The sequence below is a fragment of the Streptomyces sp. 4F14 genome, assembly GCF_048159485.1.
GTDB lineage: Bacteria > Actinomycetota > Actinomycetes > Streptomycetales > Streptomycetaceae > Streptomyces.
Window position 1 is genome coordinate 163,760 of sequence record NZ_JBLRVY010000002.1, and the last position, 13,244, is coordinate 177,003.

Consider the following 13,244-nt stretch of genomic DNA (forward strand, 5'->3'; position numbering starts at 1 on the left):
CCCGACGCAGGGCGGCGCCCGGCCACCGACCACCGACGGAGTCAGGCCGCAGCCAACCCGCGCGGGCGAGACTCTCGGGAAGGCGCTACGTGAGTCCCAACGGCTCCGACCGCTCGCCGCGGCGCCCGATGCGGCGGAAGCTGCTCCAGGCATTGACCGCGGGCCTGGTCCTGGCGACCGCCACCGGTTGCACATCTAAGGACTTCCCCCGCCTTGGTATGCCCACCCCCACGACGGAAGAGGCTCCGCGGATCCTCTCCCTGTGGCAGGGGTCCTGGGCGGCCGCGCTGGTTACCGGCGTGCTGGTGTGGGGCCTGATCCTGTGGAGTGCTTTCTTCCACCGGCGCAGCCGCACCAAGATCCAGGTTCCGGCGCAGACGCGTTACAACATGCCTCTTGAGGCGCTCTACACGGTCGTTCCGATCGTCATCGTCTCGGTCCTCTTCTACTTCACGGCGCGGGACGAGTCGAAGCTCCTCAGCCTGGAGAAGAAGCCGGACGTCACGGTCAACGTGGTCGGTTTCCAGTGGAGCTGGTGCTTCAACTACGTCGAGAACGTCCCCGGTTCCACCGGCGACGCGAAGACCGACGAGAACCTGGACGCGATTCCGGACCGGTTCAAGAAGGACTTCCCCGCGGACGCGGGCGGCGTCTACACCTGCGGTGTCCCCGGTGAGCGGAACCCGCAGACCAACAACCCGGGTCCGACCCTCTGGCTCCCCAAGGGCAAGACGGTCCGCTTCGTGCTGACTTCGCGTGACGTCATCCACTCCTTCTGGGTGGTGCCGTTCCTGATGAAGATGGACGTCGTCCCGGGCCACACCAACGCCTTCCAGGTGACCCCCAACAAGGAGGGCACCTTCCTGGGCAAGTGCGCCGAGCTCTGCGGCGTCGACCACTCCAGGATGCTGTTCAACGTGAAGGTCGTCTCTCCTGAGCGCTACGAGCAGCACCTCAAGGAACTCGTAGAGAAGGGGCAGACCGGTTACGTTCCCGCGGGTATCGAGCAGACCACCCACGAGAAGAACCGGGAGACGACAAACCTGTGAGCATCCTCAACGAACCCCAGGGTGCCGAGGCCGACTCGTACGAGAACGAGCTGCCGGTCCGGCGCAAGCAGCCCGGCAACGTCGTGGTCAAGTGGCTCACCACCACTGACCACAAGACGATCGGGACGCTGTACCTCGTCACGTCGTTCGCGTTCTTCTGCATCGGCGGCGTCATGGCGCTGTTGATGCGCGCCGAACTGGCCCGCCCGGGCCTCCAGCTCATGTCCAATGAGCAGTTCAACCAGGCGTTCACGATGCACGGCACGATCATGCTGCTGATGTTCGCGACGCCGCTCTTCGCGGGCTTCACGAACTGGATCATGCCGCTCCAGATCGGCGCCCCCGACGTCGCCTTCCCGCGGCTGAACATGTTCGCCTACTGGCTCTACCTGTTCGGCTCGCTCATCGCCGTCGGCGGCTTCCTCACCCCGCAGGGCGCGGCCGACTTCGGCTGGTTCGCCTACAGCCCGCTGTCGGACGCGGTCCGCTCGCCGGGCATCGGCGCCGACATGTGGATCATGGGTCTGGCCTTCTCCGGCTTCGGCACGATCCTCGGCTCGGTCAACTTCATCACCACGATCATCTGCATGCGCGCGCCCGGCATGACGATGTTCCGGATGCCGATCTTCGTGTGGAACGTGCTGCTGACGGCCGTTCTGGTCCTGCTGGCCTTCCCGGTCCTGGCGGCGGCTCTGTTCGCGCTGGAGGCTGACCGCAAGTTCGGAGCGCATGTCTTCGACGCCGCGAACGGCGGTGCGTTGCTATGGCAACACCTCTTCTGGTTCTTCGGCCATCCAGAGGTGTACATCATCGCGCTACCGTTCTTCGGCATCATCTCCGAGATCATCCCGGTCTTCTCCCGCAAGCCGATGTTCGGCTACATGGGCCTGGTCGGCGCGACCATCGCCATCGCCGGTCTCTCGGTGACGGTGTGGGCGCACCACATGTACGTGACCGGCGGTGTGCTGCTGCCGTTCTTCTCGTTCATGACGTTCCTCATCGCGGTGCCGACAGGCGTGAAGTTCTTCAACTGGATCGGCACGATGTGGAAGGGCTCACTGTCCTTCGAGACACCGATGCTGTGGGCCACCGGCTTCCTGATCACCTTCACCTTCGGTGGTCTGACCGGTGTCATCCTCGCCTCGCCGCCGATGGACTTCCACGTCTCCGACTCGTACTTCGTGGTGGCCCACTTCCACTACGTCGTCTTCGGCACGGTCGTCTTCGCGATGTTCGCCGGGTTCCACTACTGGTGGCCGAAGATGACGGGCAAGATGCTCGACGAGCGGCTCGGCAAGATCACCTTCTGGACGCTGTTCATCGGCTTCCACGGCACGTTCCTCGTCCAGCACTGGCTGGGCGCCGAGGGCATGCCGCGCCGGTACGCCGACTACCTGGCGGCCGACGGCTTCACGGCCCTGAACACGATCTCCACGATCAGCTCGTTCGTCCTCGGTCTGTCGATCCTGCCGTTCTTCTACAACGTGTGGAAGACCGCCAAGTACGGCAAGAAGGTCGAGGTCGACGACCCGTGGGGCTACGGCCGTTCGCTGGAGTGGGCGACCTCCTGCCCGCCGCCGCGCCACAACTTCCTCACCCTGCCGCGGATCCGCAGTGAATCCCCGGCGTTCGACCTGCACCACCCCGAGATCGTCGCGCTCGAACAGCAGCAGCTGGAGCACGCGCACGCCGGTGCCATCGCGGGCGGCAAGGAGGCCGGCAAGTGAAGGTCCAAGGCAAGATGTTCATCTGGCTGAGCGTCTTCGTCCTCGCCATCGCGATCGTCTATGGCGTCTGGTCGAAGGAGCCGGCCGGTACGACGGCCCTCTTCCTCACGTTCGGCCTCTGCATCATGATCGGCTTCTACCTCGGCTTCACGGCCAAGCGGGTCGACACGGGCGCACAGGACAACAAGGAGGCGGACGTCGCGGACGACGCCGGCGAGCTGGGCTTCTTCAGCCCGCACAGCTGGCAGCCGCTGTCCCTGGGCATCGGTGGCGCCCTCGCCTTCCTGGGGGTCGCGGTCGGCTGGTGGCTGCTGTACTTCTCGGTGCCGATGCTCCTGATCGGGCTGTGGGGCTGGGTCTTCGAGTACTACCGCGGTGAGAACCGCACCCAGTAACACCAGCACAGCGCGGTCGAGGCCGGACACTCCGTCAGGAGCGTCCGGCCTCACGCTTTTGCCGTACGCCGGGTAGCTCGTACGAGTGACTCGGCGCGCAGGGTCGGCGTGCCGTTCCTAGCGTGAAGCCATGACCCACCCGAACCGTACGACGCCCCGCCCCGCCACAGTCGTCCGCTGCACCCTGCTGGTGAGCGCTCTGGTCGCGGGCGCCGCCGCCTGCGGCTCGGGCGGACACCCGCTCGCCTCACGGCCGTTCGACGCGACCGACCAGGTGGTCTTCGCCGGGCTCCCCGGCGACGGGCGCAAGGCGGACCCCGACAAGCCGCTGGAGATCACCGTCAAGGACTCCGAGGGGCCCCTCACGGACGTCACCGCCGTCGACGCCACAGGACGCTTCGTCGCGGGCGAACTCGCCGCGGACGGACGCAGATGGCACTCCACCGAGCCGCTGGCCGCGAACGCCCACTACACGGTCCGTGTGAGCACCGAGGACGACGACGGGGCCCCCGGCCGCCGCGTCCTCACCTTCGACACCGGGGCGCCGGTCTCCAAGAAGCGCCTGGAGGTCACCTTCGGCCCCGACGCGGGCACGTACGGCGTCGGCCAGCCCATCACCGCGACGCTGAGCCGGCCCGTCAAGGACCCCGTACAGCGCTCGATCGTCGAACAGGCGCTCAAGGTCGACTCCACGCCCTCCGTGCCGGGCGCCTGGCACTGGGTCGACTCCAAGGAACTCCACTACCGCCCCAAGGACTACTGGCCCGCCCAGACCCGCATCCGCGTCCACAGCCACCTCGACGGCATCAAGATCGGCGACCGGCTCTGGGGCGCGCGGACGAAGGACCTGAACCTCAGGATCGGCGACAAGGTCGTGGCCGTCACCGACGCCTCGTCCCACTGGATGACCGTCTACAAGAACGGCGAGGAGATCAACTCCATCCCCGTCACCACCGGCAAACCCGGCTTCGAGACCCGGAACGGCGTCAAGGTCGTCCTGGGCAAGGAGTACAACGTCCGCATGCGCGGCACGACGGTGGGCATCTCCGCCGGCTCCTCCGAGTCCTACGACCTCTCCGTCTACTACGCCACCCGCGTCACCTGGTCCGGCGAATACGTCCACGCCGCCCCCTGGTCCGTAGGCTCCCAGGGCTCAGCCAACGTCTCCCACGGCTGCACCGGCATGAGCACCGGCAACGCCGCCTGGTTCTACGAGAACATCCGCGAGGGCGACGTGGTCAAGGTCGTCAACAGCTACGGCGACGACATGGAACCCTTCGGCAACGGCTTCGGCGACTGGAACGTCACCTGGAAGAATTGGCAGGAGGGAAGCGCGTTGACGACGAAGAGGGGCCCACAGGAGGACACGTCAAGATTGCAGCCGACGGTGGTGTGATGCTTTTAGGGGCGCGGGGCTGTGTCATTAGCGGCTCCGCCGCGGGGCGCGACCAGCCACCGCGGCGGGCCAGTCGCGCACCCAACAGAACCCCCCACCCCTTTAGGCGCTCTGAAGCCTCTCCTGCCGCAGCAGAGAAGCCAGCGCCCCCGCGAACTCCACCGGCTCGACCGGAAGCGTCACAGCGCCATCCGCACGGCTCCACGTGGCCAGCCACGCATCCTGCGGCCGCCCCATCAACACCAGCACGGGCGGGCAGTTGAAGACCTCGTCCTTCAACTGACGGCACAACCCCATGCCCCCCATCGGCGCGGCCTCCCCATCGAGGATCACCACGTCGATCCCGCCCTTGTCCAACTCCCGCTCAACCGCCGGAGCCGTCGCACACTCCACAAAGCTCACCAACGGAGTGTCAGGCGCGGGCCGGCGACCGGTCGCCAGCCTCACCTGCTCCCGCGTGTTCGCGTCGTCGCTGTAGACCAGCACCGTGGCGGTCGGCTGCATCGTTCCTCCGTGACTTCGGCGACACTGGCGTCGTACGGAAAGGCCCATCCGGCCGGATGCTACTCCCCGATACGCCCCGCTGAACACCACGTCAACACCGGTTCGGCGGGCAGTGACACTCCGAACGGCACCCCCCGGAGTGAGGGCGGGATAAGCGACCGACATAATGTCGGTCGTGGCGACAGCAACGACAGCAGAAACCGGGCACGCGCACCCGTCGGTCAACCGACCGAACCTCACCAGCGTCGGAACCATCATCTGGTTGGCTTCCGAGCTGATGTTCTTCGCGGCCCTCTTCGCGATGTACTTCACCCTCCGATCGGTGACCGGTCCGGATCACTGGAAGGAGATGGCGTCCGCCCTGAACTTCCCGTTCTCGGCGACGAACACCACGATCCTGGTGCTCTCCTCCCTCACCTGCCAGCTCGGCGTCTTCGCCGCGGAGCGCGGTGACGTGAAGAAGCTCCGGGGCTGGTTCATCATCACGTTCGTGATGGGCGCGATCTTCATCGGCGGTCAGATCTACGAGTACACCGAGCTGGTCAAGCACGAGGGCCTCTCGCTCTCGTCCGACCCGTACGGCTCGGTGTTCTACCTGACCACCGGCTTCCACGGTATGCACGTGACGGGCGGTCTGATCGCCTTCCTCTTCGTACTCGGCCGCACCTACGCGGCCAAGAAGTTCACGCACGAACAGGCGACCGCCGCGATCGTCGTGTCCTACTACTGGCACTTCGTCGATGTCGTCTGGATCGGCCTTTTCGCGACGATCTACATGATCAAGTAGCCGGGCCCGATCCCGCCCGCGTTATCGCAACGCACATCCCAGACGCACCGACACCGAAGATCCTGACACCGGGGTAATCCGTGAAAAAGCTCTCCGCACGACGACGCCATCCCATGGCGGCGTTCGTCGTCCTACTCCTTGCGCTGTTGGGCTCGGGGGCGCTCTACTCCGCGTTCGCCCCCGCGGACAAGGCGAAGGCTGACGAAACCGCCCAGTCCCTCACCATCGAGGAGGGGAAGAAGCTCTACGCCGTCGGCTGCGCCAGCTGCCACGGCACCGGCGGTCAGGGCTCCTCGGACGGTCCGAGCCTGATCGGCGTGGGCTCCGCCGCCGTCGACTTCCAGGTCGGCACGGGCCGGATGCCGGCCGCGACCTCCCAGGGCGCCCAGGTGCCCCGGAAGAAGGTCATCTACACGCAGGCGCAGATCGACCAGCTCGCCGCGTACATCTCCTCCCTGGGCGCCGGTCCGACGATCCCGACGAAGGCCGAGTACGGCCCCGAGGGCGCCGACATCGCCAAGGGCGGCGAACTGTTCCGCACCAACTGCGCCCAGTGCCACAACTTCACCGGCAAGGGCGGCGCCCTGACGAAGGGCAAGTTCGCGCCGACGCTGGAGGGCGTGGACCCGAAGCACATCTACGAGGCCATGCAGACCGGCCCGCAGAACATGCCGTCCTTCGGTGACGGAACGATGTCGGTGCAGAACAAGAAGGACATCATCGCGTACCTGAACGCGGTCAACGGTGACGAGACCGAGAACCCCGGTGGACTGGAGCTGGGCGGCCTCGGCCCGGTCAGCGAGGGCCTGTTCGCCTGGATCTTCGGCCTCGGCGCTCTCATCGCGGTCGCCGTCTGGGTCGCCGCTCGGACCGCAAAGGCCAAGAAGTCATGAGTAGCCAAGACATTCCAGAAGAGAACCTGCCCGCAGAGCAGGGCCACGCGCACGGCGCGGTAGACGTCGCGGACGAGCAGCACCCGTTCGCCGACCCGGGCCTCCCGCCCCACGAGCACCGTATCCAGGACATCGACGAGCGGGCCGCCAAGCGCTCCGAGCGTACGGTCGCCCTGCTGTTCACGGTCTCGATGCTGGCGACCGTCGCCTTCATCGCCTCGTACGTGGCGATCCCGCACGACAAGTCGATCTTCGTCTTCCCGATCGGTCACCTCAACGCGCTGAACTTCGCGCTGGGGCTGTCCCTCGGTGTGGCGCTGTTCTCCATCGGCGCGGGCGCGGTCCACTGGGCCCGCACCCTGATGTCCGACGAGGAGATCGCCGACGAGCGGCACCCGATCGAGGCGGCCCCCGAGGTCAAGGCCAAGGTCCTGGCCGACTTCAAGCAGGGCGCCAAGGAGTCGGCGCTCGGCCGCCGCAAGCTGATCCGCAACACGATGTTCGGCGCGCTGGCCATGTTCCCGCTCTCCGGCGTCGTCCTGCTGCGCGACCTCGGCCCGCTGCCCGGCACCAAGCTGCGCACCACGCTGTGGGCCAAGGGCAAGCTGCTCGTCAACATGAACACGAACGAGCCGCTGCGCCCCGAGGACGTCGCGGTCGGGTCGCTGACCTTCGCCAAGCCCGAGGGCCTGGAGGAGCACGACCACGAGTTCCAGGTCGAGATCGCCAAGGCGGCCCTGATGATCATCCGGATCCAGCCGGAGAACATCAAGGACAAGCGCGAGCTCGAGTGGTCGCACGACGGCATCGTGGCCTACTCGAAGATCTGCACCCACGTCGGTTGCCCGATCTCGCTGTACGAGCAGCAGACGCACCACGCGCTCTGCCCCTGCCACCAGTCCACCTTCGACCTCTCCGACGGCGCCCGGGTGATCTTCGGCCCCGCCGGTCACGCCCTGCCGCAGCTGCGCATCGGCGTCAACGACGAGGGCTACCTTGAAGCGCTCGGCGACTTCGACGAGCCCGTCGGTCCTTCGTTCTGGGAGCGCGGATGAGCACCACGACGTCCAAAGAGGAGTCCCGCGAACGCGGGAAGGCACCGGCCGGCGAGCGCGTCGCCGACTGGGCCGACGGCCGGCTGGGGATCTACTCCCTCGCCAAGGCCAACATGCGCAAGATCTTCCCCGACCACTGGTCGTTCATGCTGGGCGAGATCTGCATGTACAGCTTCATCATCATCATCCTGACGGGTGTGTATCTGACGCTGTTCTTCCACCCGTCGATGAACGAGGTGGAGTACCACGGCAGTTACGTCCCGCTCCAGGGACAGCTGATGAGTGAGGCGTTCGCCTCGACCATGCACATCTCGTTCGAGGTGCGCGGCGGTCTGCTGATCCGGCAGATCCACCACTGGGCGGCGCTGATCTTCGTCGCCGCGATGATGGTCCACATGATGCGCGTCTTCTTCACGGGCGCGTTCCGCAAGCCGCGCGAGGTCAACTGGCTGTTCGGCTGGCTGCTGCTGGTGCTGTCGCTGTTCACCGGCTTCACCGGCTACTCGCTCCCGGACGACCTGCTCTCCGGTACCGGTGTGCGGTTCATCGAAGGTGTGCTGCTGTCCATCCCGGTGGTCGGCACGTACCTGTCGTTCTTCATCTTCGGCGGGGAGTTCCCCGGCGGCGACTTCGTGGCCCGCTTCTACTCGGTCCACATCCTGCTGCTGCCGGGCATCATGCTCGGCCTGATGGTGGCCCACCTGATCCTGGTCTTCTACCACAAGCACACGCAGTTCGCGGGTCCCGGCAAGACGAACAACAACGTCGTCGGCATGCCCCTGCTGCCCGTGTACATGGCGAAGGCCGGCGGGTTCTTCTTCCTGGTGTTCGGCGTCATCGCGGTCATCGCGGCCGTGGCGCAGATCAACCCGATCTGGGCGCTCGGCCCCTACCGTCCGGACCAGGTGTCGACCGGCGCCCAGCCCGACTGGTACATGGGCTTCGCCGAGGGTCTGGTCCGTGTGATGCCGGGCTGGGAGATCAACTTCGCGGGCCACACGCTCGTCCTGGGCGTGTTCATCCCGATCGTGATCTTCCCGCTGGTGCTCGTCGCCATCGCCGTCTACCCGTTCATTGAATCCTGGGTCACCGGCGACAAGCGCGAACACCACATCCTGGACCGGCCGCGCAACACCCCGACCCGTACCGGCTTCGGTGTGGCCTGGCTGACCGCGTACTTCGTGATGCTGATCGGTGGTGGGAACGACCTCTGGGCCACCCACTTCCACCTCTCCATCAACGCGATCACCTGGTTCGTCCGGATCGGCTTCTTCGTCCTGCCGGTCCTCGCGTTCATCGTCACCAAGCGGATCTGCCTCGGCCTCCAGCGCCGCGACAAGGACAAGGTGCTGCACGGCCGCGAGACGGGCACGATCAAGCGTCTGCCGCACGGTGAGTTCATCGAGATCCACGAGCCGCTCAGCCAGGAGCAGCTGCACACGCTCACCTCGCACGAGCAGTACGAGCCCGTCGCGATCGGCGCCACCACCGACGAGAACGGTGTCAAGCGCAAGGTGAAGAGCACGGAGAAGCTCCGCGCCAAGCTCAGCGAGTCGTACTACGGCGAGGACAGCCAGATCGCCAAGCCGACCGCCGAGGAGTACAAGGAGATCACGAGCGGCCACGGCCACCACTGATCCCAGCCAGTCAGCTGTAACGCCACAGAGGGCCCCGTCCGAACCCCGGACGGGGCCTTCGCGCTGCCCGGGGCTGGATAGGGTGTGCAGTGACTCTCCCTACGATTCTCAGGAGCGGCTTCATGAGCGCTGTGACCCCCGCTGGAGGCGACACCGCGGCGGCCCGTTCCTGGCCCGCCGTCCTCAACGCCCTGCTGTCCGGGCACGACCAGAGCGCGGACGCGACCGCCTGGGCCATGGACCGCATCATGCGCGGCGAGGCGACGGACGCTCAGATCGCCGGGTTCGTGGTGGCGTTGCGGGCCAAGGGCGAGACGGTCGAGGAGATCACCGGGGTCGTCCGGGCGATGTACGAGCACGCCAACACGATCGAGGTGTCCGGCCGGACCGTCGACATCGTCGGCACGGGCGGGGACGGCGCGAAGACCGTCAACATCTCCACGATGTCCGCGCTCGTCGTGGCCGGCACCGGTGCGAAGGTCGTCAAGCACGGCAACCGCGCCGCGTCCTCGTCGTCGGGCGCCTCGGACGTCCTGGAGAAGCTCGGCGTCAACCTGGAGCTGACCCCCAAGCGGGTCGCGGAGGTCGCGGAGGAGGCGGGCATCACCTTCTGCTTCGCCGTCAAGTTCCACCCGGCGCTGCGCCATGTCGCCGCCGCGCGCGGCCAGTTGGGCATCCGTACGGTCTTCAACGCGCTCGGCCCCCTCACGAACCCGGCCCGTGTGAAGTCCCAGGCGGTAGGGGTCGCCGACCCCCGCATGGCCCCGATGATCGCGGGCGTCCTCGCGGACCGAGGGAACTCCTCCCTGGTCTTCCGGGGCGACGACGGCCTCGACGAGCTGACGACCACCGCCACCTCCCGGGTCTGGGTGGTCCGGGACGGCAAGGTCACCGAGGAGCACTTCGACCCCCGGGACGTCGGCCTCGGCCTGGTCCCCGTCGAGGCCCTCCGCGGCGCCGACCCCTCCTACAACGCCGAGGTGGCCCGCAACCTCCTGAACGGCACCCAGGGCCCCGTCCGCGACGCGGTCCTCCTCAACTCGGCCGCGGCCCTGGTCGCCCTGAACCCCGGCACCGGCACCCTCGCCGCCCAGCTCCGCGAAGGCATGACGAAGGCGGCGGAGTCGATCGACTCGGGCGAGGCGAAGCGGACGCTGGAACGCTGGGTGGCGGCGACGAACGCGTAGGAGTTCTGAGGGAAAAGCGGCGCGAGCCGCTTTTTCTTCTTGTACGGGTGTCCCGCGATCCGGACAGAACTTGCGCCCCCGCGATCACCTCGTCTACTTTTTTCGCCAGGTCATGAGTGACAGTCATCAGGCCCCGGCCGACTGTCCGGCAACCCTCCGTCCGTGGCGGGGTGCCCCGGGTGAAGACCAGGCCGTGGGCAGCGAGGTCCACGGCAAGCGCGGACCCTCCTGAGACCGGGGGTCCTGGTCGTCGAGGAGCCGTCGTGTCTGTCGCCACCCTGCCTGTCTGCGCCCCCCTGGACGTCCTGGGCCGAGACGTCACCGTCCCCCTGGTCACCGGCGGCGAGGTCACGTACGCGGCCCTCGACTACGCGGCCAGCGCCCCGGCGCTCCAGCGCGTGTGGGACGACGTCGCCGCGTACGCCCCGTACTACGGCAGCGTCCACCGCGGCGCCGGTTACCTCTCCCAGCTCTCCACCGACCTCTTCGAGGCCGCCCGCAAGACGGTCGCGGAGTTCCTGGACTGCCGCGAGGACGACGAGCTGATCTTCACCCGCTCGACGACGGACTCCCTGAACCTGCTGGCCCGCGCGGTCCCCGCGAACTGCCAGGTGTACGTCTTCGAGACGGAGCACCACGCCTCCCTGCTCCCCTGGCAGCACAGGGACGTCACCTACCTGGACGCCCCCCGCACCCCCGAGGAGGCGGTGGCGACGCTGGGCCGGGCCCTGTCGGAACGCGACCCGGCCGCCCCCGCCCTCGTCTGCGTGACCGGCGCCTCGAACGTCACCGGCGAGCTGTGGCCGATCCGCGAGCTGACGGCGACGGCCCACGCGCACGGCGCCCGCATCGTCCTGGACGCGGCCCAGCTCGCCCCCCACCACCCCGTGTCGGTGCGGGACCTGGACGTCGACTGGATCGCCTTCTCGGGACACAAGCTGTACGCCCCCTTCGGCGCGGGCGTCCTCGCGGGCCGGACGGACTGGCTGCACGCGGCCGAGCCGTACCTCGCGGGCGGCGGCGCCAGCCGGAAGGTGAGCCGCGCGGCGGACGGCTCGGTCGAGGTCGAGTGGCACGAGAACGCGGCCCGGCACGAGGCCGGTTCCCCGAACGTGATCGGCGCCTACGCGATCGCCTCCGCGTGCAAGGCGCTCACGGAGGAGGGCTTCGGCAACCTCGTCGCCCGCGAGCACCACCTGATCGGCAAGGTCCGTGCCGGCCTCGCGGACGTCCCCCAGGTCCGCGTCCTGTCCCTGTTCGGCGACGACGCCCCCCGCGTCGGCGTCCTCTCCTTCGTCGTCGACGGCTGGAACAGCTCCCACTTCGCCGCCGCGCTCTCCGCGGAGTACGGCATCGGGGTGCGCGACGGCCTCTTCTGCGCGCACCCGCTCGTCAACCACCTGCTGGGCGCGACGGCCACCGCGGCGGGGGAGTGCGGCGAGGCGACGTCCCTGAACGCGATCCGGGTGAGCTTCGGCGCGGGCACGCCGGACGAGCACGTGGACCGGTTCGTGACGGCGGTACGCGAACTGGTGACGCTGGGCGCGAAGCTGACGTACCGGACGGAGAACGGCCGCTGCGTGCCGGCTGTCTAGGAGTCCAGGCCGATCGCGAACGCCGCCTCCAGGTCGTGCTGGGAGTACGTCCGGAACGCGACGTGCGTGTCCGTCGCCTCCACGCCGGGGATCTTGCTGATCCGGCCGGGGATGACGTCGGCCAGGTCCTCGTGCTCGCGCACCCGCACCATCGCGACGAGGTCGTACGTCCCGGTCACCGAGAACACCTCGCTGACACTCTCCAGGGACGCGATCTCCTCGGCGATCTCCGGAATCCGGTCCACGCTGGTCTTGATCAGGACGATCGCGGTGATCACGACTGGTTCTCTCCCTCGGGGATGCGTGCTGGGGCGGCCTCAACTGTAGTCGTACGGGTGAATCGCGCCCACGCGTACAGGAACCCCAGCGTGAACCCGACGACGTGGGCGAGGTAGGCGACTCCGGGGCCCGTGGAGGCGCGGTTCGCGGCGATCCACTGGAGGGCCGCCCAGAAGGGGAGGACCAGCCAGGCGGGGAAGCGCAGGGGGAGGAAGAAGAGGAACGGCAGGAGACTGGTGACGCGGGCCCGGGGGAAGAGGTAGAGGAAGGCCCCGAGGACGGCCGAGATCGCTCCGGACGCCCCCACGAGGGACTGTGCGGAGTCGGCGCCCGCAGCCGCGTACCCCAGGAGGGCCAGGCAGCCGCAGCCGAGGTAGAAGAGGGTGAACTCGACGCGCCCCATGCGTTCCTCGGTCATCGCCCCGAAGACGTAGAGGAAGAGCATGTTGCCGAGCAGGTGGACCCAGCCGCCGTGCACGAACAGCGCGGTCAGCGGGGTGAGCGCGGCGCGCGCGGACCCCTCGAAGAGGTCGGCGGGCACGACCCCCCAGCGGTGGTAGTAGGCGCGCTGCGCCGCCGCCAGCGCCTCGCCGGCGCCGTACGCCGGATTCAGTCCGGACGCGGGGCCGAGGGCGAAGACGGCGCAGCACGCGGCGATCAGCGTGTATGTCACCGGCGCGGCGGGGCGCCACCTGTCGATCATGGCTACAGAGCATGACGCAAGCGGATACAACGGCTCA

At 67.9% G+C, this 13,244-nt stretch carries 13 protein-coding genes and 1 riboswitch; of the genes, 10 read left to right on the forward strand and 3 right to left on the reverse strand.

What is annotated here, in order from left to right; genetic code table 11:
• The first annotated feature begins 89 nt into the window (after nt 1–89).
• The 4 genes from coxB to ACLZOT_RS03040 all read left to right on the forward strand — a co-directional run bounded on the left by coxB (nt 90) and on the right by ACLZOT_RS03040 (nt 4,567).
• Nucleotides 90–1,049 (forward strand): cytochrome c oxidase subunit II, encoded by a 960-nt coding sequence (gene coxB / locus ACLZOT_RS03025; RefSeq protein ID WP_416967106.1) that lies wholly within the window; start codon nt 90–92, stop codon nt 1,047–1,049.
• Nucleotides 1,046–2,776 carry a cytochrome c oxidase subunit I gene (gene ctaD, locus ACLZOT_RS03030; protein WP_416967107.1) on the forward strand — a complete coding sequence of 577 codons (1,731 nt, stop codon included), beginning with the start codon at nt 1,046–1,048 and terminating at the stop codon, nt 2,774–2,776. The genes coxB and ctaD overlap by 4 nt, the downstream gene beginning before the upstream one ends.
• Nucleotides 2,773–3,171: a cytochrome c oxidase subunit 4 gene (locus ACLZOT_RS03035; RefSeq protein ID WP_416967108.1), complete on the forward strand. Its 399-nt coding sequence runs from the start codon at nt 2,773–2,775 to the stop codon at nt 3,169–3,171. The genes ctaD and ACLZOT_RS03035 overlap by 4 nt, the downstream gene beginning before the upstream one ends.
• A 130-nt stretch (nt 3,172–3,301) precedes the next feature.
• Nucleotides 3,302–4,567 carry an Ig-like domain-containing protein gene (locus tag ACLZOT_RS03040; RefSeq protein ID WP_416967109.1) on the forward strand — a complete coding sequence of 422 codons (1,266 nt, stop codon included), beginning with the start codon at nt 3,302–3,304 and terminating at the stop codon, nt 4,565–4,567.
• Between the two features lie 102 nt (nt 4,568–4,669).
• Here the strand turns inward: ACLZOT_RS03040 and ACLZOT_RS03045 are convergent, their stop codons facing one another.
• Nucleotides 4,670–5,071, reverse strand: coding sequence for a hypothetical protein (locus ACLZOT_RS03045; RefSeq protein WP_416967110.1), 402 nt, complete (start codon nt 5,069–5,071; stop codon nt 4,670–4,672).
• A 166-nt stretch (nt 5,072–5,237) separates the two neighbouring features.
• Here ACLZOT_RS03045 and ACLZOT_RS03050 point away from each other — a divergent pair, with 166 nt between their 5' ends.
• The 6 genes from ACLZOT_RS03050 to ACLZOT_RS03075 all read left to right on the forward strand — a co-directional run bounded on the left by ACLZOT_RS03050 (nt 5,238) and on the right by ACLZOT_RS03075 (nt 12,225).
• Nucleotides 5,238–5,858, forward strand: coding sequence for a cytochrome c oxidase subunit 3 (locus tag ACLZOT_RS03050; RefSeq protein ID WP_055722353.1), 621 nt, complete (start codon nt 5,238–5,240; stop codon nt 5,856–5,858).
• An 80-nt stretch (nt 5,859–5,938) separates the two neighbouring features.
• A complete protein-coding gene (locus ACLZOT_RS03055) occupies nt 5,939–6,751 on the forward strand; it encodes a c-type cytochrome (protein ID WP_416967111.1) in 813 nt (270 codons plus the stop codon).
• Complete coding sequence (locus ACLZOT_RS03060; RefSeq protein WP_416967112.1) at nt 6,748–7,806, forward strand: Rieske 2Fe-2S domain-containing protein; 1,059 nt, start codon at nt 6,748–6,750, stop codon at nt 7,804–7,806. The genes ACLZOT_RS03055 and ACLZOT_RS03060 overlap by 4 nt, the downstream gene beginning before the upstream one ends.
• The gene (locus ACLZOT_RS03065) at nt 7,803–9,443 is read left to right on the forward strand and encodes a cytochrome b (protein WP_416967113.1); all 1,641 of its coding nucleotides are present in this window, start codon (nt 7,803–7,805) and stop codon (nt 9,441–9,443) included. Before ACLZOT_RS03060 ends, ACLZOT_RS03065 begins: the two co-directional genes overlap by 4 nt.
• Before the next feature lie 122 nt (nt 9,444–9,565).
• Entirely contained in the window at nt 9,566–10,630 is a 1,065-nt protein-coding gene (gene trpD / locus ACLZOT_RS03070) for an anthranilate phosphoribosyltransferase (RefSeq protein ID WP_416967114.1), read from the forward strand.
• 108 nt (nt 10,631–10,738) lie between these two features.
• Nucleotides 10,739–10,855: riboswitch (SAM riboswitch) on the forward strand.
• A gap of 38 nt (nt 10,856–10,893) precedes the next feature.
• Nucleotides 10,894–12,225: an aminotransferase class V-fold PLP-dependent enzyme gene (locus ACLZOT_RS03075; RefSeq protein ID WP_416967115.1), complete on the forward strand. Its 1,332-nt coding sequence runs from the start codon at nt 10,894–10,896 to the stop codon at nt 12,223–12,225.
• Here ACLZOT_RS03075 and ACLZOT_RS03080 read toward each other — a convergent pair.
• Nucleotides 12,222–12,503, reverse strand: coding sequence for an Lrp/AsnC family transcriptional regulator (locus tag ACLZOT_RS03080; RefSeq protein WP_055722347.1), 282 nt, complete (start codon nt 12,501–12,503; stop codon nt 12,222–12,224). The genes ACLZOT_RS03075 and ACLZOT_RS03080 overlap by 4 nt on opposite strands.
• Nucleotides 12,500–13,207, reverse strand: coding sequence for a rhomboid family intramembrane serine protease (locus ACLZOT_RS03085; RefSeq protein ID WP_416967116.1), 708 nt, complete (start codon nt 13,205–13,207; stop codon nt 12,500–12,502). Before ACLZOT_RS03085 ends, ACLZOT_RS03080 begins: the two co-directional genes overlap by 4 nt.
• Nucleotides 13,208–13,244 lie beyond the last annotated feature (37 nt).

What these genes read in the sequence shown, in the direction of transcription:
- ACLZOT_RS03040 (WP_416967109.1), top strand. Translation starts at nt 3,302, where the DNA reads ATGACCCACCCGAACCGTACGACGCCCCGCCCCGCCACAGTCGTCCGC.
- ACLZOT_RS03085 (WP_416967116.1), bottom strand. Translation starts at nt 13,207, where the DNA reads ATGATCGACAGGTGGCGCCCCGCCGCGCCGGTGACATACACGCTGATC.
- ACLZOT_RS03045 (WP_416967110.1), bottom strand. Translation starts at nt 5,071, where the DNA reads ATGCAGCCGACCGCCACGGTGCTGGTCTACAGCGACGACGCGAACACG.
- ACLZOT_RS03050 (WP_055722353.1), top strand. Translation starts at nt 5,238, where the DNA reads ATGTCGGTCGTGGCGACAGCAACGACAGCAGAAACCGGGCACGCGCAC.
- ACLZOT_RS03060 (WP_416967112.1), top strand. Translation starts at nt 6,748, where the DNA reads ATGAGTAGCCAAGACATTCCAGAAGAGAACCTGCCCGCAGAGCAGGGC.
- ACLZOT_RS03065 (WP_416967113.1), top strand. Translation starts at nt 7,803, where the DNA reads ATGAGCACCACGACGTCCAAAGAGGAGTCCCGCGAACGCGGGAAGGCA.
- trpD (WP_416967114.1), top strand. Translation starts at nt 9,566, where the DNA reads ATGAGCGCTGTGACCCCCGCTGGAGGCGACACCGCGGCGGCCCGTTCC.